Source organism: Roseiconus lacunae, assembly GCF_008312935.1.
Taxonomy (GTDB): domain Bacteria; phylum Planctomycetota; class Planctomycetia; order Pirellulales; family Pirellulaceae; genus Stieleria; species Stieleria lacunae.
In genome coordinates this window covers 224,611-245,583 of the sequence record NZ_VSZO01000053.1, presented here as the reverse complement: position 1 = coordinate 245,583, position 20,973 = coordinate 224,611, and the positions used below count along the sequence as shown (strand labels likewise).

The following is a 20,973-nucleotide window of genomic DNA, read 5'->3' as shown; positions in this document are numbered from 1 at the left end:
TCCGGTGAGAGAGATACTCACGACCTAAAGCGCGGCAGGCATTCGCCCGAAGTACACGCCGTGACCGTCGCTAAAGCCGTGGGTGAATGCCGTCGGGTGTCAAGCCGACTGTGCGATCAGTTGAGTATGCACGTGAAGTTCTTTCAGTAACGCGGTATCGCTAAGCACCTTCGCTCGGTCTCTCATCGGAATCATATCCGGGTCAGTTTCGGCTGCCTGTCGCGTTTCGTTCCGCTCGGCAAGACTCAACGGACGATCCGCATCACTCGCCTTGAGTACGCGGCAATGAATCGTGAAGAAGCCGGGATCGTCAAGTACCTTGCGAAACAGTCGCCCTGCTTGTCCGGCAGTCGCGGCTTGATTCGCTGCATGAGCGATCGCGAAGTCGGCGGTCAGTTGTGGAGGCGTTATTTCTTCGGGAATTGACAATAGCTGCCAACGCAAAAGCGATGAGCCGGCTGCCTGACTACCGAGAGCCATGATCAAAGGAATTGCGAACAGCAAACCAGCGAGGATGGGCGTAAACCAAATCAGCATTGCGGGATTCGCATAGTAAAGCAGGCCCGTTAGCAGGATGCCTGTGATCGTGTATCCGGCTCCCTGTCGCGCCGCTTCGGCAAGGGTCACCCCATGCTCGTCTCGCTGTTGGGCATTCCACTGAATCTTCCTTCCTCGCAGCGTCGCGATTACAAATCGCGTGTGCAGGATTGCCATGATTGGTGACAACAAAATCGACATCAAGACTTCGACCAAGATACTTCCGGTAAGGTTTTGCCGTTCGGCGAGGTCGGTTGCACGTCGTTGCCTGGTAATCATCCATCCGTACGCTTTCGGAATAAGCAGCATCAACATCGCGGTCGCAAATAATCCCAATTGACCGAGTTGTTGAAAAGCGGAAACATTGTCCGCCGAACCATCCGCGATCCAACCGGCGATGCACGCTAGCGTGAATGCAATCCAGAGAGGCGAACTAACATAGGACATCACTCCGCTGGCAAAGTGCAACCGGCTTGGCAATCGAAACCCATCTGAAATGATGAGCCGCGAATGCTGCAGATTGCCCTGGCACCAACGGAGATCGCGTTGTGCATAATCCGCTAGCGTTGTCGGACACTCTTCGTAACTTCCGCCCAAGTCGTCGGCGAGACGAACCTTCCAATCTGCCGCGACCATCAAGGCAGCTTCGACAAAGTCGTGACTAAGGATTGCGCCACCCAGCGGTGCCTCGCCGGGCAAAGTTGGTAAGTCGCAGTGGTCACGAAAGGCATCAATTCTAAGGATCGCATTGTGCCCCCAGTAGTTGCCTTGGTCACCGGCCCAGCGATCAAACCCACGGACAAAAACGCTACCATAAGCATGCGCCGAGAACTGTTGCAATCTTGCAAACAGGGATCGTCGGCCGATCGGTGTCGGCGGTACCTGCAAAATCCCCAGCTTTGGATCGGCGGCCATTCGGCGCACCATTTCGATCATCGTCGCACCCGCCATCAAGCTATCGGCGTCTAAGATGATCATGAGTTTGTGGTTACCCGACCAGCGGCAGCAAAAATCGGCGATATTGCCGGCCTTGCGTCCAACATTTTCTGCACGATGGCGATAGTAAATTTTTGCTTGGCTTCCCAATCGCTGCATGACCTCGGACCAAACGTACTGTTCGGTCAACCATTTCTCATGATCAGTTGAGTCACTTAAGACATAGAACTCAAACGACTCATTCGCGTTAAGCCGCGTTAAATCGCGATGCATTGCTTCGATTCGCGCAAAGACATCTTCAGGCGATTCGTTGTAGACGGGAACCAGAACCGCGCACGTAGGCAATTCACCCGCGCCCTGCTCATCGAGCGGTGCCGATGGACGGTCAACCCCATTTCGCAAATGAAAAAAACCGATCGTTGCGACGGCAAATGAGAAACCGATCCATCCGAACAATATGCCGAACAGTGCCGCACTGAGCCACTCGAAGACATTGACGCCTCCCGGCTGAACGGTCGATAGATACGCCCAAAGACCGGTAGCGGTGATCAAGGCCGTGGCGATTGCCACGACCTTGCGCGTTGTATTTGTATTCATTGCGGTGAGCTTTCCTGGCTATTCCGATACCGTCGTCGATTCGTTCGTCGGTCGCCAGGGCGACAACAACGTTTGGAAAGTCATGCCGATCTGATGAATGCTGCGGTTCACCATCGTTCCCCACCATTGCGGGCGTAATGGTGGAATCAGTTCAGGTGTCGCGTTGTGACGCATCGTTCGATCGATCCGCTTTGGGATTACGGTGACCGTATGTCGTTCGCCGTAAGTCCGCGTTCGTTGGTACTGACCTTCGTTTTCACGAAGCATGTCAGGATCCTTCATGACTTTGTTGAAACAAAGCACACAGCATTGCATTGCGGCATCGCTTCCCACCAAGTCGCCGTTGGTCAAATCTATTCCCACCGAACGATGGTCGGAACTTGACGCTTCATGGTGGTGCGGAAGATTCGTTTCTTGTTGCGAACGCGGCGAAGCGGTCGACCGAGTCCGAATCGAGTGTTGAGCGACACGGTCATGCAGACGCTGTACTTCGTCGATCGCGGCGGACATCGCATCAACCGTCAAAGACGACTGGTCAACCGCCGCACCAGTATCCCGAGTCGCTTCCAATCGCTTCGCAACCATAGCAAGAATCCGGTGCGACTGATCGCGAAGAACGTCTGGATGCTTGATCCCGCAAAGCCGGAGGTATCCGGCAACGGCCATCAGCGCACTATCGGTTTCCGACGGAATCTCCGCCACACCGACGCTGTGTTCTGGCGTATCAATTGGTTTCGGTAACGGCGTATCGTTGGGCTTCGTCATCTCGATCGAAGCGGATTGTTGTGGGGCAGTGTCCATGACCCCTCCTCGTGAAATACTTTGTTGAAAAGATAAGCAGATAGGACCAATGAACCCATCCGAAAACTGTGAGCCGAGCACCCGAGTGCCGATCGACCAGCCGTGGCGGCATAGCCGGTTATTTCAGCGACAAGCGAATCTTCGGAAACCGTCGTCGGATCGAATCACCATCGAATCGAATTGTTGGACGCAACCGTTTTCGGATAGGTTCTGACGGCAACGCTACGCGAGTTGCGTGCCAGTTTCTTCAAAAACAAAATCGCCATCTAACTGGGCCACGCAGGACGAAAACTTTCAGGCTATTCCGCCGCCCTAATGAACATGTGATCCCAAGCGTTGTTAAGGGAATTGCACCCGGCGATAACGCTGTGTCTAAGTTCGCTATGGGAGCGATGACACCAAAAGAATCTTTTCGAAAGATTTCTAGCAACGTCCGGTTAGGAAGAATTGGAGGTCCGATTGCTTGCCAAACCTTGTCAAAAGATTTTTCACTGCATCAATGATTCGCTGGCAACGCTTTGACGCATCTGAAATGAATCAATCCAATCATAACCCTTTGGTCGCCAACCGAACGAATGCGTGTGACCGATCCTTGGAAGCAAATCGGCCACTGTCGATCGAAGCCTCCGAATTCTTGAACGACTTGATCGATCGCTGCCTAAGGTACTTTCAAGACGCTTCGCATTCGGATACTGGCTTGGTCGCCGACCGTGGAAAACACGACGGCAGTTGCATGTCAGAGGTGTCCAGCATTGCGGCTTGCGGCTTTGGATTGTCAGCGTACGCGATCGCGGCGGAGACTGGTCGCATGTCAGCCAACGACGCTGCCGGTCAGGTCAAGAAAATGCTTTGGTCGCTCACACGCCAAGCTGATCATTTTCAAGGCATCGCTTACCACTTCATTGCCGCAAACAGTGGCACTCGGTTAAATCAGTGTGAAGCGTCCACGATTGATACCGCGCTGTTGGTCGCCGGCGCGCTGCACGCGTCAGTGGTGTTTGAATCTGACAAAATGATTCACGAGTTGACAACGGTTCTCTACGAACGTGCCAATTGGAATGCATTCGTCGATACCGACCGCTGCTTGCATATGGGATGGACGCCCGAATCAGGATTCACGCCTGCGAAGTGGGATCAGTTCAGCGAGCACCCGATCCTATTGCTACTCGCAATCGCATCCCCGACACACCCGATCCCTAAAGCGTGCTGGCTTGCGTGGCAACGCAAACCGGTTTTGCGATACGATCAGACGCCGTTGCTTAGCTACCCGCCATTGTTTGTTCACCAATACCCTTGGGCATACTTTGACGTACGTGGCGCCATCGATCCGACGGGATGGGACTTTTGGCGCAATAGCCAACTCGCCCACTGTTCGCACGTCCGTTATTTACAGGCCCTTGCCAAGTCTAAACCTGAGACGTTTTCTCACTATGGCAATGATTTGTGGGGCCTAACCAGCAGCGACAGTCCGACGGGATACCGTGACTGGGGAGGACCGTTCGATGACGGTTGGACCACCGACGGTCCGGCGAATGTTGACCGAGTCGTTGCCCATCGAGGCATCGATGGAACGATCGTCCCCAGTGCCGCGGGTGGTGCGTTAGCCATCGTCCCCGATTTGGCATTGAATACGCTGATAGCGCAACGGTCGATCGGTGCAGAAGAAATCTACGGTCGCTATGGGTTCGTCAATGCGTTTCACCCGAAGACCGGATGGAGAAGTTCAGATGTCATCGGCATAGATACTGGAATCACAATGCTTATGGCGCACAACTTGCTTTGCGGTGGCGTCTGGAACGCATTCATGGCTCACCCCGCCGCCGCCAACGCATTAAAACTGGCCGGTTTCCGAGCACAGGATTGCGAACGATGACATTTGCACTGCGAGCGGCCAACGGCAGCTTGAGGCAAACACTTCACCCCTTTTCATCTGATCTTGTTGTATGGTTGCTTTTGAAGTTCGTGCGTATTTAATCGCGTTGCCGACAACGCTCGCTTTCGCTTTCAGTGCTGCGTCGTATTCGATCGCTCACGAGTCGACGGAGGCGAAGGTCGACGCCACTCCCAAACGGGTCGAACCAGTCGAGCAAGAGGCCGCGTTCGCAACGGTTCGCAACTTCGACGATCTTTGCAAACTTGCCGAGTCGCAAGCGAAACAGCCGTATGAAACGCAACAGGACTTGCCCAAGGTACTCGCGGACTTGGATTACGATCAATACATCAAGATCAAGTATCGTCATGAGCAAGCAACCTGGGCCAACCAAGGGTTACCCTTTTGGATTGAGACATTTCATCGCGGGTTTGTACAACGTGACCGGGTCTACCTCTACACGCTTAGTCCGCCACCATCGTCCGTCGAGTTAACTGAAAAAGAACAGACGCGTTCCGACGAGTCAGGCATATCGCTCGTCAGTCCAGTTGCAAGAACACAACCGGAGACGGCGCGGTCCCGATCATCAAAGGAATCGCCTGAACTCGTCAGTCAACGGCTGAAGTTTTCGACCGACGATTTCGAATACCCGGAGTCGATCGATCCACAAACCATCGGGAACATCGGTCACGCGGGCGTGCGGTTGGTGGGGCGGTTTCCAGGTCAGCACGATTCTCAAGAGATCCTTTCGTTTCTCGGCTCAAGCTATTTCCGAGCCCGAAGTGCCAACACCATTTACGGCAGTTCGGCACGCGGGGTCGCAATCGACGTGGCACTTCCGAAGGACGAAGAGTTTCCAGACTTTCGTGCTTTCTGGATCCAAATGCCCGCGACCGGCGATGAGTCGATTACCGTGCTCGGCTTCCTAGACGGGCCGTCAGTCTGCGGCGCCTATCGGTTCACGCTTCATCCCGGCGTCCACCAAACGGACATCGATATCGACTGCCAACTAAGTTTCCGAAGTGTCCCGGAAAAAGTAGCGTTGGCCCCGCTGACATCCATGTGGATTTGGGGAGATGGATTGGAAGGGCCTCCGCTGGATGCGCGTCCGTCCGTTCACGATTCTGATGGGCTTCTGATTTGGCAGGGTGGCCGAGACTGGCGGTGGCGACCGTATGCACGTCAAAGCTACCCTTCGGTCACTTCGTTGCCGATCGATGAATTGCACGGATTTGGAACACTGCAACGAAACCGAGCGTTCTATCACTACGACGATCACAACGCCCGATATGACATGCGACCAAGCGTCTGGGTGACGCCATCGAAGCCATGGAAGAATGGACGAATCGAGTTATTGGAACTCCCCGGCGCTCACGAAGGCGTCGACAACATTGGGGCGTACTGGATCTCGAACGAGCCGGTTTCGACCGATCGACCGCTCGAACTTCGTTACACGGTCAGTTTCTTTGCCGGCGACGTCGCCAAACAAAAGGACATAGGACGAGCGACGAATCTTAGCGTGAAACGGTCGGAAGGCTTGGCAGAAATCGAGGTCCGATTTGCCGGGCATGATCTCCAACTGTTAGAGGAGCAGGACCACTTGACGGTCGTGTCGTCGAGCATCCGCGGAAAAATCACATCGGAATCGCTTCGTCGAACCGAGACCGGCGACTGGGTTCTACGATCGATTGTGGCACCGGAAGAGTCGGGACCTGTCGAACTATCTTGGAAGTTGACACACGACGGGAAAGCAGTCAGCGAAGAAGTCGCGTACTTGCTTCCTGATCAGCAACCGACCTTTGTCTACCCCTCGGTTTACACCAGGCAGGAGCGAGCCATCGTTCGCAACGCCGATCACTGATTCGCTTGCTGGTTGTTGCATTTTATCGACATGCAAGGTGTCATCTGGTTCGCTCGGGTGTCTCCGTATCGCGGCGCCTTCCCGATTGAACAAGAGACGGGGATGAATTTGAAAATTCGGTGAGGATTCTGTTTGCTCGAAGAAGGTTTCGCAAGCAAGTTTCCGTTGGGCAACCTGCTGCTTTAGCACACGATCAGCCAGTCTGCGAATCGATGGCTGCGATCCCTCATAAAATAGTCAGCGACAATCACTGCCCCTCATTCTGGAGTCTTCCCCCCTATGCTACGTCTATCCGGTTCGGCACCCAATTTGGATGTTGAGAACGCGGTCCGTGACATCCTTGACGAAGACGCAATGTATGACAACGAGAACCGCAACACGTACCGCGAGTCTTTGGTGCGGCCTGTGACATTGATGATTCGTGGAGAGAGCGATTCGATCCCTGCGTTCTCGCGCAAAATATCGTGCTCAGGAATTGGACTGGTCACCGCCGTGCCTGTCCCCGAGGGCGCGACGGCAGTGTTGACGGTCGAAAGTCTGAAGGGTGAGAGCTTAAAATTGCTCGCTCAATGCCGTTGGTGCCGGCCCTTCGGTCGACGTTGGCAGATTTCCGGATGGCAGTTCATCAATCTGCATCGCTAGAACCGCGTCCACATCTGGATCGACGATCGGCCGAATGACGCGAGTCGCAGCGATGTCGTGGAAACCGAGGCGACCACCCGTCGGTTGATCAATCACGCCCGTAATCTTGGTCGGAAGAGGGACTGTTTTCTGCTTTTTGATCAGGGGACCGGATCGGCCGCGCCGCGTTAGACAGGTTGTATTGCAGTCGCGTGCTTGCTTAGTCCGTTTAGCTCGGTCAACTGATGGATGTCTGATGCGATTCCATTGGGAGTGCATCGCGATCGAGTGGCTGTGAATGCGAGCCCGACCGGCATGCATTCGGCCGTTTTAGGGCGAAGACCGCGATTTCCGACGATACCGAAAGCCGTCTCGTTCTCGATCGCGATCGCGGTTACCATTTGCGGCATGGAAAAGACAAATATTGCAATCGTTGGATTAGGAACCGTCGGAAGCGGTGTCGCACGCTTATTGCTCGATCACGGAGATCGAACGGCACGGCATGCTGGCAGGACGATGTGGCTGCGCAAAGCTGTCGTACGCGACATCGAGAAAGCTAAGCAGCGAATGACGCTGCCCGACGGTGTGCTGACCGATTCGCTCGACGACGTCATCAATGACGAAGAAATCACCGTCGTCGCCCAACTGATCGGTGGTCTTGAACCCGCTCGGACCATCATGCTGAAATTGATGGAATCCGGTAAGGATATTGTCACCGCGAACAAGGCACTGCTTGCCGAGCATGGGCCCGAGCTTTTCGATCGGGCCCGCCAGCTTGGCCGCAGCATCGCATTTGAGGCATCGGTGGCGGGCGGAATTCCAATTATCGCCAACATCAGTCAATGCTTGTCTGCGAATCAGTTGCAATCGCTCGAAGGCATTCTGAATGGGACCAGCAATTTCATCGTCAGCCAGATGGACGAAAAAGGCAGCGACTATGCCGACGTCGTTGCCGAGGCTCAGCGTTTGGGTTACGCAGAAGCCGACCCCACAATGGACGTTGACGGTACCGACGCGGCACAAAAGTTAGCCATCTTGGCTCACCTCGCTTTCGGGGCAACGATCAACTGGAACGATATCCCGCGGATCGGGATCGATGGGCTCGACCCTGCCGACCTGCGCTATGCCCGAGAGTTGGGTTATCGGATTAAGCTGCTCGCCGTCGCAAACTTGACCGAAGCCGGCCTGGAACTATCGGTCGCGCCGACGCTGCTGAAAATCGGAACGCCATTGGCCGAAGTACGGAATGCGTTTAACGCAATTCGTGCCGTCGGCGATGCCGTCGGCCCCGTCTTCTACCACGGTCTCGGTGCCGGACAAATGCCAACGGCTTCTGCGGTTGTCGCAGATTTAATTGACACTGCCGTGGGCCGAACCAAGCTGACGTTCCAAACGCTAGAGTACTTCTGCGGCGAAAACCCTCCGCGCGCGATTCAGCGGGACGCGGCGAGTTTGAAAGGGAGATTCTATTTGCGTTTGCTCGTCGCCAATCACCCCGGCACGCTCGGCGCAATCGCCAACGTACTTTCGGATCATTCGATCTCGATCGCTTCGGTGATCCAACACGAAACCGACACCAGCGAAAGTACCGACCGAATGGTTCCTTTGGTGATCATGACACACGAGGCAACCGAGGGAGCGGCGAGCGAAGCGACCAACAAACTCGAAGGCCTTTCGGTTGTCAGCGGGTCCGTCGTTCGCCTGAGAGTCAAAGATTAGTGCTTTGCAAGAGTTGCACACACGAGTGTGACCAATCAGCCGACCGTTGGGGAAGCGTGGTCGCTAGCGCTTTGTCAACTTTCGGAACCGGGATTAGCCGAATAGCGTTCGCAACGGCTTCCGTGCAATCACCGATGTTGACGTCCGTCGGCTATTGAGCTGGCCCAAACGTTTGATTTAGACGCGGCATTCGTCCAAAACATGTAAACGAGCACTGCCTCAGTATTCGTCAGGATGCTCGTCTAATCCAGACGGCCAGGCTTTGGTCTCTGTTTGGCCCGCACTTCAATCGTTTCAAGCGTCTCCGGTCTCCGCCGCCTCGCGAACAAGCTTGAGATCCGTACCAACTGAGAACGATTCAACGTGGCCGGGAAAATAGAACGGCGAACGTGCCCTTTTTAGATCGGTTATCGATGATCGGCGGTGGAAGGATTGGATAAACTAGACTGCTCAACCACGCGCACGATCAACAAGGAATCCCTACCGAATGAATCACGAATCAGCACTGAATCGTCGCCAGACACTCGGAATCGTTGGCGGTGCCGCCGTGTCTGGCTTGCATTCAACTGTCTTTGCCAACGAGACTTCCGCGGCGAAACCACGAATCAAGATCGGCCAGATTGGCACCAGCCATGCCCATGCGATCGGCAAGTTACAAGCCATTGAGAAGTTTCCTGAGACATTCGAATTGGTGGGTGTCGTCGAGCCGAACCGGGATCGACGGGAGCAATTAAAAAATCACGAAGCGTTTAAGAACGTTCGCTGGATGAGCGAGAAAGAGCTGCTCGCCACGGACGGTCTGCAAGCCGTCGCGGTGGAAACCGAAGTCGCACAACTGGTGCCGACCGCGATGCGATGTCTGCAGGCGGGAATGCATCTTCACTTGGACAAGCCCGCAGGTGAATCGCTGTCAGCTTGTCGAGAAATGCATCGTTTGGCCGAAAAGCAATCGCGTACGATTCAGATGGGCTACATGCTGCGATACAACCCGGCATTCCAATTCGCCAAACGCGTCGCTTCAGAAGGTTGGCTTGGCAAAATCACCGAAATTAACGGAATGATGGGAAAGCTGATCAACGACGCGGGCCGAAAAGACTTAGCCCGTTATGAAGGCGGAGGCATGTTTGAACTGGCGTGCCATCTGATCGATCAAGTCGTTTGGTTACTTGGAAAACCAACGCACGTCGAGTCTTTCGTCCGGCGTACCTACCCAGAAAAAGATTCGTTCGCCGACAACCAGTTGGCAGTCTTGGAATACGACGATGCGCTGGTGACCATTCGTTGTAACCATATCGATCCCATGGGCGGACCTCGTCGATCGTTCTCGATTACAGGGACGGAAGGCACCTTCGCGATTGAGCCGCTTGAGCCACACCCCAAAGCACAATTGGGTTTGGCTCGACCTCGCGAGAATTTTCGGAAAGGGTTTCAAGAAGTCAGTTTTGATCGACCGTCTGGTCGCTACGACGCCGAATTCTTGGACCTCGCAAAAGTCATACGCGGCGAAAAAAAACTTGCCTGGGACGGCGATCATGACGTCGCAACGCACGAAGCGGTCCTTCGCGCTAGTGGCGTGCTATAGCGGCCCGAGCGGCAACAATGGCGAACTGTAAACCATCTTAAACAACTCAGAAATCACGAGACCCGCTGATGTGCGATCAAGATCATTTCGAAAACGACCTAAAACGTTACTCGCGACGCGACATGGGATCGATGGCCGCGGCCGCCGGCGTCGGCGCTGCGATGTTTCTACCGGCTGTGGCGAACGCCGCCGAAGTCGACGACCAAGACGTGACAATCGATACACCCGATGGCAGTTGTGACGCCTATTTCGTGGCGCCCACCTCGGGGGATCACGCAGCGGTTTTGATCTGGCCAGATATCTTTGGACTACGCCCCGCGTTTCGTCAGATGGGCAAGCGTCTTGCCGAGAATGGCTATAGCGTCTTGGTCGTCAATCCGTTCTACCGGATACAGAAAGCGCCGACGGCAGACAAGGGAGCCAACACTCCGATCCCCGAAATCCGACCGCTTGCGAGATCGTTAACGCCCGAAACTCAATCGACTGATGCAAACGCATTCATCACTTGGTTGGACAAGCAACCACAAGTGGACACGTCAAAGAAAGTTGGCACGACTGGGTACTGCATGGGAGGCCCAATCGTAATGAGAACCGCGGCCGCTGTGCCAGGTCGCGTCGGAGCGGCGTGCACGTTCCACGGTGGTGGCCTGGTAACCAATCAAGACGACAGCCCCCACTTGTTGATTCCCAAAATGGAAGCACAGTTCTTGATCGCGATCGCTGAAAACGATGACGAGCGTGACCCGGAATCAAAGACTGTCCTCAAGGAAGCATTCGCGGACGCCAACTTGAAAGCTGAAATCGAAGTGTATCCTGCGGGACACGGCTGGTGCCCGCCCGACACCCGGGTCCACAATCCAGAACAAGCCGAGAAAGCTTGGTCTCGGATGTTGGCACTTTTTGAGAAAACGCTGGCTTAGGTTAGAACATTGTCGTTCAGAAGAACGGCGAAACAGCGAAATGCAGGGCAACCTTAGCGATTGCGATACGGTTGCCCGGAAACCAAAGACGGATAATGCACGAGTGACTGATTGCAATTCTCACGACGGCGACGACTCGGCACATTCCTCGGCATTGACAATCTGGATCGATGCTGACGCATGCCCGGTCGCGATCAAGGAGCTGGTGTACCGGACGGCACAGCGGCGGGAATTAAAAGTCGTCGTGGTTGCGAATCAGTCGATCCCGATTCCAAAGTCCGAGTGGATTCGCCGCATGACCGTCCGCGACGGCGCCGATATGGCCGACCATGCGATTGTCGCATCATTGACCACTGGCGACATCGTGATCGCGGATGATGTTCCCCTTGCCGCTCGGGCGATCGAGAAAGGCGGATTGGTTATCACCAGCCGCGGCGACCTTTATGACGAACGCAATATCCACAATCGTCTCGCCACGCGCGATCTCCTCGAACAGCTCAGGCTTTCAGGCGTGGAAACGTCCGGCCCAAAGCCGTTCAGTAAAAAGGATTCCCAAGCGTTCGCCAATCAGCTCGATCGAATCCTGACGAAGGCACTCAAACAAAGGAGCTCGGCGGGGGAGTAGTGCCTCTTCTAGATTCATTCTTTGGCCATTCAGCCGACGGACATCAAGTTCAGTTGCGGTTCTGAAAACGTGGCTAACGCCAATCGGCTAATCCTCTTTGAGAGGTGGACGAAGCACGAGGCCAAGGGGGGCTCGTTCGAATTCAAGCTTTTGAGGAAGTGGATTTGCGATTCGTCGGCAGCTCATTATCGCGGAATACTTTTGGTGCGAAGCTGCGAAAGTTTAACGCCTGGGCGAATTATTCCCGATGTAAGGATTAGGGGATTCCGTAGTGGCGCCCGACCGTACAACCGATCCGTCAATCCGAACGACTCCGATGGGCTTTACCTATCCTTCCGCAATACGCTCGCAGAATAGGTTAGACGCAAGAAACTGCGTTCACTCTTTTGCGGCGATCGCCGTCATTTTTCTTGCTAGTACAAGCAGCATTGACGCGGCCGAACGAAATCATCAACGGCCCCGGTCGATTGCTTCGCCCAACACCGTGTCTTCCTCGGTCGTTCCAGTTGCCTACTCGGAACCGATCTTCGACGGCGCCTGCGATGCCATTCCGACAGGTCAAACCCAATGGAAACGCCAACGCTTAGCGACCGGGCCTAGCGGATCGTTTTGGGCAAAGGCGGAGTACCTGTACTGGGATCGAACCGGTGCCGAATTTCCGGCGCTCGTGACGACAAGCGACAGCGGAACGGCCCGCGTAAACGCAGGTACACTCGGCGATTTTTCGTCGGTCATCTTTGGAGGATCGGATGAATTGGACGGCCAGGAATCGGGAGGCCGATACTCGATCGGATTCTGGTGGGATGATTCTCAGGACCTTGGCGTCGAATTCACTTATATAAACCTTGGTGACCAAGACCTGAGTTTCACGGCGCGAAGCAGCGAGCATGCGATTTTGGCACGACCGTTTTTCAATACCGATGCGGGACTCGAAGACGCTCGGCTACTCGCGTTTCCAAACGAAGTTTCGGGGAACATCGAAATCAATGCCGATTCGAGTTTTCAGCTCTTCGACCTTGCGATACGCCGAAACGTGTCAAGCCGTCGTGGAACGCCGGTCTACCTACTCATGGGCTATCGTGGAGGTGATTTTGACGAATCTATTCGGATCGCTGACACCTCAACCTCCCTCGCAGGAGCGACGCAAGGTGTCTCGCTATCTTCTACAGATGCCTTTCAGGTTGAAAATGAGTTTCACGGTTTTCGAGTGGGGCTGGCCAATGAAATGTCGCTACGCGGGTTGCCGCTGAACGCCATCCCGCTGTTTCGAGGACTGGTGCTTGCGGTTGATGGATCGGTATCGGTTGGACAAACCAATCGTCAGATTACGATTTCCGGACAGTCCGTCACCAACAACGGGCTCGGTCAATCGACCACATCCAACGGCGGTTTGCTGACTCAACCGACCAACATCGGCCAATACGACAGCGATTCATTTGGGACGCTACATGATGTTTCACTGAAACTGACGAAGCGAATCGGACGGAACCTTTCGGCGAACCTCGGCTACTCACTTTACGGCTGGAGCAACGTCGGAAGAGCTGCTGAGCAAATCGACCGTCGGGTGAATCCAACGCAGGTGGGCGGTGGCACACTGAGCGGGCTGCAACGCCCGGCGTTCAACGAAGCGACGAACGATTTTGTCGCACATGGGATTACATTCGGTGCCAGCATGACTTGGTAGGACGACGCGATCGAGTCGAAGGAAGCGTCGCCAGTGGCAATTTTATGGGTGTCGTGACCGAAGAAATTCCAGGCAGCAGCCGATATGGATCGAAATGGCCTTGGCGTCCGCAGATTCGTTCTGTTAGTTCAAGGGTCAACGGGTGTGATCGAATCATCAGGCCCATCATCTGCCAATCGCAATGGTTTGGCAGACTGCTTGTCACGCAATCATCGCGACAGGATTGAAATGCGAACGCGATCCGTTTTGAACTATCGAATAACTACCAATTTCGTCCGAACGGCGATCCTCGTGGGCTGTTTTTGTCCCGTCTTGGGTGGGTGCCATGATGGCCCGATGTATGCCCTGAAAACCGTGAATCCGTACTTCACAATGCGGGCCTGGAAAAAAGACACGGAATTGGGAGTGACCGATCACGAGCGATTGAAGCAATTGCGTTCGCTGTCAGATCAAGTCGCCGAGATGCCCGAATCAGACCAGCAGTTTTGGGCTGGCCATCTAGAGCGAATCATCGACAACGACCCGAGTGCCGAAATGCGGTTTCACGCCGTCCAAGCAGCCGGCAGCCTGAAGTCATCCGAAGAGTCACTTCGCTTGATCCAAAAAGGACTGAGCGACGAAAGCATCAAGGTTCAGACCGCTTGCTGCCGCTCACTCGGGAATCGAAACGAACCCGAGGCAGTGCAGATCTTGGCCCAAACCCTTGGCAGCACGACCGAGCTAGATGTCAAACATTCAGCAATCGCCGCATTGAAAAATCACCAAGGTGACATGCCGGTCGACGCACTTCGAGTCATCTTGGAAGACCAAGATCCTGCAACGGTTTATCTGGCGATGGACAGCCTGCGAGACGTCATGGGAAAAGACCATGGCAGCGACCCCAAAGCGTGGATCGCGGCAATCGATGCCACCCGTGGACCGATGACTCCTGGCGATGATACTGGCGACATTCGCTTTGCCGAGAGAGAATCTCGCGAGCTTAAGTAGACGCACTGGCACAGGGTTCGGTGCGGATCGTTGTGTCGTTACTTCGCGAACCGGCCCGCTTCTTTTTGCACTCGCATCACTGCCGGCGACGATCGCGGCAAAAGAAACCATTAGCGACAACCGGATTGCCAATCGAAATCGGCAACGCTAATGATTGGTATCGGCCAGTCGCGATTTCAAGTGATGACGAACCACTGGGATCGCATGCGTTAACCACGGCTTCGTTGCAGCAACCGGAGCGAACGCCCATCGGCTAATGACTCGCCCCCGTTTTTTCAAATCGAACAAAGCTTTAGCGATCGAGTTTGCTGAGGAATTCCTCCGCAGTTTCACGGTGACGATTCATTTTGTCGTCGCCCATCTTCTCGGCCATTTTGCACATCATGGCCCAGCGAGGGTTCTTGCCGAGTTCTTCCCGGTGATTCCAAATCCACCGCCAGTACAACCCGTCCCAAATGTCACACCACGGACCGGTTTTATAATGGCTCATCTTTCGAATGTATGACGATCCGGAAAAATAAGGCTTCGTCGTGATCAGGCCTCCGTCTGCGTGCTGGCTCATCGCGTAAACGTTGGGGACCATGACCCAATCGTAGCTGTCAATGAAAAGCTCCATGAACCAAGTGTAAATTTCTTGCGGGTCAAGCTCGCAGAGAAACATAAACCCGCCGAGAACCATCAACCGTTCAATGTGATGGCAGTAACCAGTTTGCAATAGCCGCTTGATCGTATCGTCAACGGGATCGACTGTTGTTGTACCGTCGTAAAAGCACTCTGGCATCGGCCGGTGATGGCCCCAGTGATTATTGGTGCGCATCCGAACGCCGAGGTCTTCATACGTCGCCCGCATGAACTCTCTCCAGCCGATCACCTGCCGAATGAATCCTTCGGTCGAATTCAGCGGCGTCCCCTGCTTTCTTGCGATCGACAATGTTTTTCGGACGATGTCATTGGGCGTCAGCAGGCCGATATTCAACGCCGGTGTTAGCACACTGTGCCACAACCAAGACTGACGTGGTTCGATCGCATCCTCGTAAGGGCCAAAATTATCGAGACGTTCCGTTAGAAACTCGTCCAGCCACCGCTCCGCCTCGGTGTGAGTGGTGGGATAGTAAAGTTGGTCCAGCCGGCCAGGGTTCGACGCAAAGTCATTCTCGATAGACTCGGCCACGTCATTGGCAATCGGGTCGTGATCGACTGTCGACAATTCAGGGATTTGATCGAGCAACGACTTAGGAATCTTCTTTCGATTCTCATCATCAAAACTCCACTGGCCTCCTTCGGGCTCGCCATCGGAGTCGACCAAGATGTCGAGACGCTTCCGCTGCCACTTGTAAAAGTCCGCCATGAACCAACGTGATTTGCCGTCGCGGTATTCTTGATTCTCTTCAGCAGAATTGATGAACCCTGGACTGGGAATTAGCTCTAGCGTCATCTCCAACTTCTCGCATGCTTTTCGGAGCCGTCGTTCAGCGATGAAGTCGACGGGATCAACTGCGACCAGAGTTTCGCCACGGATTGCGTCACTATCGAGTACCGACGTGAGCTGGTCGAGAAGCGACCGCTCCGGCCCCTCGTAGCCGATGTACTCAACCTTGTGGCCTTCTGATTGAAGTCGATTCTCGAAGCGTCGCATCGTCGTGCGATGAAGCCAAAGCTTCTGCTTATGAAACTTGGCCGGGTAACGAGCATCGCCAAAAAACAGGCTGTCTTCGATCAGCAACACACGATTGGGCGACCGCCGCAAACCCGGATGCGGCCAGAACAGTTGATGAGGAAAGATAAGCAGAATCACTGGCGGATGAAGAATTTGGGTTCAATGGGGATAGTCTTGGAACCTATCCAAAACCGATTTGCGACCGACAGTCCCCGCATCTAGCGAATCCTTTGACGGCAGGTTCGAGACTGGGGGGACGTAGGAATCGTGCGTTCGGCGACGGAATCATATTTTCGACGACCAATTTATTTGGAGGCGAATCACTGTAGGCCGGCGGAAACTCGGCGTTGACACGCCCCGCCGAGTTCACAAAACGCGGGGATCGTCCGTTCCCCGCCAATCAGACGAATTGCCCTCGAATGCCACAATTTTCCTCAACGGCGCGCCAACACTTTGAACCGATAGCGGATTTTTCAGCCGGCTGTCGCGGCAACGCCCAACCGCATGTCGGTAACCGGTGATCTGATTTTAAAGAAGACTGAACTTCATTCGAAACGAACAAGCCGGCGTGCTTGGTAACGAGGCCTCACATGTCATGGATCTGGAACTTCGGCTCAAACGCTGCCCGCGAGCGTGAGTTGGCAGAGTTGAGAAAATGCAAGACGCACCTCGACGCGATCAGCGATCACCAGCCGACCCTTGAATTAGATCTTCATGGGACGATCCTGGCAGCCAACCAAGCGTTCTTGGTGAAGTACCGATACGGCCGTGACGAAGTGATCGGAAGGAACCATGCCGAAGTCGTTTCGCCATCTGATACGAATTCGCCGGACTATCAAGAAATCTGGAAAGCGTTGCGACGCGGCGAAAACCGATCCGGCGTCTTCAAACGACAATGCAGCGATGGCAGCACCATCGATGTTCTTGAACACTATTATGCACTTGGCGATACCGACGAACGTCCGGCACGTGTGATCGTTCACTCCAGCGAAATCACGATGCCACAACAGGCCGACAGCTCGATCGGCCAAGTCGGCGAAGCCGTCGCGACAAGCATTGAACAAATGGTTGAAACGATCAATGAGATTTCTTCACACGTCACCCAGACCGCACACCAAGTCACTCAAACAGAATCCGAGATCGCGTCGAATGTCCAATCGGTGACGCGGTTGGAACAAAGCAGCCAGTTGATTGTCGAAGTGGTCGAAACGATCCGTGGACTAGCAGAACAGACGAACTTGCTTGCTCTTAATGCGACGATCGAATCGGCGCGGGCCGGCGAAGCGGGCAAAGGATTCGCAGTTGTCGCCAATGAGGTCAAAGAGTTGGCGAAGCAGACCGCCAGCGCGACGGACAGCATCGGTGAAACAGTCGACGAAATTCGAACATTGATCGCTTCGAATGTCGAATCGTCATCCAGTTTGAACGAACGGATCAGCAGCGTAAACGAAAGCATGCACTCCATCGCCGCCGCGGTCGAACAACAGTCCGCGACGATGGCGAACCTAAACCAAACCGCGACAATGCTACGCGTCGATTGATCGATCGACGAAAACACCCCGCGTTGCGTCGAGAATCGATAAGATGGCAAGATCGCTCGTCTTCAAGCGAATCCGCTGATAGGTCTGTCTGACCACAAGGCGTATCTCAAGCTGCCAACTCGTGTCACAACGTATGAACTCGCCCCTAAGTGCCAATCCCTTCCAAACGCGTCGTCAAGCGATCACATTCATCTGTGTCAGCCTTAGCATCGTGATCGCCTGCGTTGCCTCGCTCGCCGTAGCGGAATGGTACATGCCCGAAAACGAAGCAGGGCGACAAGGAGTGAAAACGTTCTATCGCACGATGACGCCGATGCTCTCGATTTGGTCGGCGATGGGCGTTTGGGCGTTCTGGAAAATGCCTCCTCGCCAGCGTCAAGCTCGCTCTTCGTAAAATCCAAAACAACGATCCCAGCTATGCGTTCCAATTCGATTTTCGGATTAACCGCATGGCGCCAGCCACTGTTTCGGTGCAATAACCGGGGCGAACGCCCGTCGGCTGATGAGCCGAACCCGAACAAATGATCCGCGAATCCCATGGCAAATGCCGTCTGACGCCCCCAAGGAGGACAAGCGACGAAGCCGGCCGATCAGGCCGATCGGTCATTGACAAGCCATTTGCCCAACGCTAGCTTAATGCGAACGGTTCTCATTACCGCAGTCTTTTCCCTGCGTGGTCGAGCCGATTCCCACGAGCTTCTTGATTTAAACACCTTCTACCTACGGAATAACGATGAACGTCCGTTTTCGCCTTCGACGACCAGTCGCTCTGGCGTTTTTGTCAGTGGCGGCGGCTTTGCTGGCCGGTCGCTCGGCTGATGCGCACATGGCTTGGCTCGGATCAACACCTTCCGGTGACGTGATTTTTTGGTTCGGCGAGTCGCCCGCGGAACGCACCTACCACTTGCCCGAGCGGCTGGAGAACATCGACGTTTATCAAAGCGGCACCAAGGAACCGTTGGACATGTCGATGGTCGGTACCGACGACTTAGTCGGTTTGAAAAGCAGTTCGGCGGCCGACGGTAAGGGCGAGTACTACGCGACCGCAACTTACGGTCTCTATCACGGAATGAAGCTCACCTATCACGTCGAGCACTTGCCCCAACAAGACTCTTCACAATGGCCCAGCGAGATTCGAACCGACGCGAAGCTACAGACCGTCCTCCGCAGCCCGACCAAAGATGTCGTCGAAGTCACCGTACTGGTCGACGGCAAGCCACTGGCAGCGTCGGGTGTGAAGTTGCATGGGGCACACGGAGAAATCAAAGCGTCAAAGGAAACCGACGAATCGGGGAAGGTTGTCTTCGAAGCAAAATCCATGACCAACGGGCTGAATGCTGTCGTGGTCGGTGTCAATAAAAAGAATGTCGAAGGTGAACTCGACGGCGAAAAATATGTGAGCACGGCCGATTACCTCACCTCCACGTTTTACTTCGAAGGGACTGATGCGGCGCCTCAAACAGTTCGCAAACCACAACGTCCGACCGAAGAAGAATCTTCGATCAAAGTCACGGTCAAGCCATCCGGCTACCCCGATCTGCCCGAAGAACTGACCAGTTTTGGTGCGGCTTATCTAGACGGAAAAATCTACGTCTACGGTGGCCACACGGGCGCCGCGCACTCTTATTCAATTGATGAACAATCGAATCGCCTGTGGTGCTTGGACCTCAACACCAAGGAAGCCAGCTGGGAAGAACTACCAGGCGGCCCACGGTTGCAAGGCCTGGCACTGGTTCCCTACGGCGATTCGCTCATTCGCATCGGCGGCTTCACCGCAATGAACGAAACCGGTGAGGAACATCAACTGGTTTCTCAAACCAGCGTCAGCAAGTATGACCCCGCCAAGAAAGCGTGGACTGATCTGCCGGAACTGCCGGAACCTCGATCGTCGTTTGACGCCGCCGTTCTCGGCGACAAGGTTTACGTGATCGGAGGCTGGAAATTAGACGGTACCGAAGACGGCCAACAGTGGCATCAAACCGCATACTCACTTGACCTTTCAAATCCCGAAACCGGTTGGCAGGCTCTCAAACAACCTCCGTTCCAACGACGTGCCTTGAGCGTCGCCGCATACGATGGGAAGATTTATGCGGTCGGCGGCATGCGGTCGAAACGTGGACCGACGACCGAGGTCTCGGTTTACGACACCGACGCCGACACTTGGACCGAAGGCCCGTCGCTTCCCGGCGGTGGCATGTCCGGCTTCGGCAGTTCGTCGTTTGCATGCTCGGACCATCTCTTTGTGACATCGATGGACGGCGGGCTACATGTTCTTGCAAACGACGGCAAAAGCTGGGAAACGCTGACGAAAACCGATCCGGCACGCTTCTTTCACCGCATGATCCCTGTTTCGAAAAAAGAAATGTTGATGATCGGGGGTGCAAATATGGAAATCGGCAAGTTCACCGAAGTCCAGACGATTGAAGTGGCTGGCGTAAACTAAGCCTGTGTTCGAATCAGATTCTTAAGTAACGCCTTCAGCACTGGCGACGGCTCTCTAGCGGTAGCCGTCGCCACACGTTTCACGTCGAATCCACCTTAGGATTTCATGCTTTCGCAAAGCGGTATAATTGGGCTCGTCGAGTTGATCAACTCTTTGATTGTCACGCTGGCAAATGCCTTCTCGGTCGCCGCGTAAGCCTTATCAAGTTCCGCGTGCAGCGGGCACAGTTCTGTATGTGTCTTTAGCCCTAGCGGACACTGCTTGATTCGTTCAATCGGATCGACGGTATTGATGACGTCGAGAATCGTTAGCGCTTCGGGCGGTTTGACCAATTCATAGCCCCCGCCCGGCCCGGGACGGGACTGGACCAAACCCGCGGCGCAGAGGTCTTGCAGTACGCGGGTCAAATACCGACGCGGAACCTGTGTCTGCTCGGCGAGTAGATTAGCCGACAGGGGACAGTCGACCTGTCCTCCCATGCATGCGATCGCGCGCAAAGCGTATTCGGCCGTCTTGGAAATCATCAATCAAACCCTCTCAATCGCACCTCCAAAACCTGCACCTTGACGTGCAGATTGGAAATGTGTACCTT

At 54.7% G+C, this 20,973-nt stretch carries 17 protein-coding genes and 1 pseudogene; 13 read left to right on the top strand and 5 right to left on the bottom strand.

Translation table 11 applies throughout. The features are described from left to right. Nucleotides 1-99 precede the first annotated feature (99 nt). Complete coding sequence (gene mdoH / locus FYC48_RS24070; protein WP_149499338.1) at nucleotides 100-2,070, bottom strand: glucans biosynthesis glucosyltransferase MdoH; 1,971 nt, start codon at nucleotides 2,068-2,070, stop codon at nucleotides 100-102. An 18-nt stretch (nucleotides 2,071-2,088) separates the two neighbouring features. Beyond that, on the bottom strand, nucleotides 2,089-2,871 hold the full coding sequence (locus FYC48_RS24065; protein ID WP_149499337.1) for a hypothetical protein: 783 nt from the start codon (nucleotides 2,869-2,871) through the stop codon (nucleotides 2,089-2,091). Between the two features lie 499 nt (nucleotides 2,872-3,370). Here FYC48_RS24065 and FYC48_RS24060 point away from each other — a divergent pair, with 499 nt between their 5' ends. From FYC48_RS24060 to FYC48_RS24050, 3 genes are all read left to right on the top strand, one after another. Continuing rightward, complete coding sequence (locus FYC48_RS24060) at nucleotides 3,371-4,744, top strand: glucoamylase family protein (RefSeq protein WP_235034399.1); 1,374 nt, start codon at nucleotides 3,371-3,373, stop codon at nucleotides 4,742-4,744. A gap of 70 nt (nucleotides 4,745-4,814) precedes the next feature. Further along, entirely contained in the window at nucleotides 4,815-6,602 is a 1,788-nt protein-coding gene (locus tag FYC48_RS24055; protein WP_149499335.1) for a glucan biosynthesis protein, read from the top strand. A gap of 279 nt (nucleotides 6,603-6,881) precedes the next feature. Next, nucleotides 6,882-7,244 (top strand): PilZ domain-containing protein, encoded by a 363-nt coding sequence (locus FYC48_RS24050; protein ID WP_149499334.1) that lies wholly within the window; start codon nucleotides 6,882-6,884, stop codon nucleotides 7,242-7,244. Between the two features lie 167 nt (nucleotides 7,245-7,411). Here the strand turns inward: FYC48_RS24050 and FYC48_RS27985 are convergent, their stop codons facing one another. Beyond that, a complete protein-coding gene (locus tag FYC48_RS27985; RefSeq protein ID WP_160149743.1) occupies nucleotides 7,412-7,633 on the bottom strand; it encodes a hypothetical protein in 222 nt (73 codons plus the stop codon). On the opposite strand from FYC48_RS27985, the gene FYC48_RS24045 reads away from it, so the two are divergent. The 6 genes from FYC48_RS24045 to FYC48_RS24020 all read left to right on the top strand — a co-directional run bounded on the left by FYC48_RS24045 (nucleotide 7,632) and on the right by FYC48_RS24020 (nucleotide 14,740). Next, the gene (locus FYC48_RS24045; protein ID WP_149499333.1) at nucleotides 7,632-8,942 is read left to right on the top strand and encodes a homoserine dehydrogenase; all 1,311 of its coding nucleotides are present in this window, start codon (nucleotides 7,632-7,634) and stop codon (nucleotides 8,940-8,942) included. The genes FYC48_RS27985 and FYC48_RS24045 overlap by 2 nt on opposite strands. A 487-nt stretch (nucleotides 8,943-9,429) precedes the next feature. Next, nucleotides 9,430-10,524 carry a Gfo/Idh/MocA family protein gene (locus FYC48_RS24040; protein WP_149499332.1) on the top strand — a complete coding sequence of 365 codons (1,095 nt, stop codon included), beginning with the start codon at nucleotides 9,430-9,432 and terminating at the stop codon, nucleotides 10,522-10,524. Nucleotides 10,525-10,592: 68 nt separating this feature from the next. Then, nucleotides 10,593-11,444 (top strand): dienelactone hydrolase family protein, encoded by an 852-nt coding sequence (locus FYC48_RS24035; RefSeq protein WP_149499331.1) that lies wholly within the window; start codon nucleotides 10,593-10,595, stop codon nucleotides 11,442-11,444. Nucleotides 11,445-11,547: 103 nt separating this feature from the next. Then, nucleotides 11,548-12,069, top strand: coding sequence for a YaiI/YqxD family protein (locus FYC48_RS24030; protein WP_200836692.1), 522 nt, complete (start codon nucleotides 11,548-11,550; stop codon nucleotides 12,067-12,069). A gap of 484 nt (nucleotides 12,070-12,553) precedes the next feature. Then, nucleotides 12,554-13,753: a BBP7 family outer membrane beta-barrel protein gene (locus FYC48_RS24025; RefSeq protein ID WP_160149742.1), complete on the top strand. Its 1,200-nt coding sequence runs from the start codon at nucleotides 12,554-12,556 to the stop codon at nucleotides 13,751-13,753. Between the two features lie 336 nt (nucleotides 13,754-14,089). After that, nucleotides 14,090-14,740: a HEAT repeat domain-containing protein gene (locus FYC48_RS24020; protein ID WP_160149741.1), complete on the top strand. Its 651-nt coding sequence runs from the start codon at nucleotides 14,090-14,092 to the stop codon at nucleotides 14,738-14,740. 292 nt (nucleotides 14,741-15,032) lie between these two features. Here the strand turns inward: FYC48_RS24020 and FYC48_RS24015 are convergent, their stop codons facing one another. After that, nucleotides 15,033-16,535 carry a cryptochrome/photolyase family protein gene (locus FYC48_RS24015; protein ID WP_149499328.1) on the bottom strand — a complete coding sequence of 501 codons (1,503 nt, stop codon included), beginning with the start codon at nucleotides 16,533-16,535 and terminating at the stop codon, nucleotides 15,033-15,035. 452 nt (nucleotides 16,536-16,987) lie between these two features. On the opposite strand from FYC48_RS24015, the pseudogene FYC48_RS28875 reads away from it, so the two are divergent. From FYC48_RS28875 to FYC48_RS24000, 4 genes and pseudogenes are all read left to right on the top strand, one after another. Further along, nucleotides 16,988-17,398 (top strand): annotated as a pseudogene (locus FYC48_RS28875) (PAS domain S-box protein); the annotation flags it as partial. Continuing rightward, nucleotides 17,396-17,938 carry a methyl-accepting chemotaxis protein gene (locus FYC48_RS28870; RefSeq protein WP_390622167.1) on the top strand — a complete coding sequence of 181 codons (543 nt, stop codon included), beginning with the start codon at nucleotides 17,396-17,398 and terminating at the stop codon, nucleotides 17,936-17,938. The pseudogene FYC48_RS28875 and the gene FYC48_RS28870, both read left to right, overlap by 3 nt. Before the next feature lie 133 nt (nucleotides 17,939-18,071). Further along, nucleotides 18,072-18,332, top strand: coding sequence for a hypothetical protein (locus FYC48_RS24005; protein ID WP_149499326.1), 261 nt, complete (start codon nucleotides 18,072-18,074; stop codon nucleotides 18,330-18,332). A 339-nt stretch (nucleotides 18,333-18,671) separates the two neighbouring features. Beyond that, the gene (locus tag FYC48_RS24000; RefSeq protein WP_149499325.1) at nucleotides 18,672-20,381 is read left to right on the top strand and encodes a Kelch repeat-containing protein; all 1,710 of its coding nucleotides are present in this window, start codon (nucleotides 18,672-18,674) and stop codon (nucleotides 20,379-20,381) included. A gap of 95 nt (nucleotides 20,382-20,476) precedes the next feature. Here the strand turns inward: FYC48_RS24000 and FYC48_RS23995 are convergent, their stop codons facing one another. After that, nucleotides 20,477-20,905, bottom strand: a complete 429-nt coding sequence (locus tag FYC48_RS23995) for an RrF2 family transcriptional regulator (protein ID WP_149499324.1) — start codon at nucleotides 20,903-20,905, stop codon at nucleotides 20,477-20,479. Between the last annotated feature and the right edge of the window lie 68 nt (nucleotides 20,906-20,973).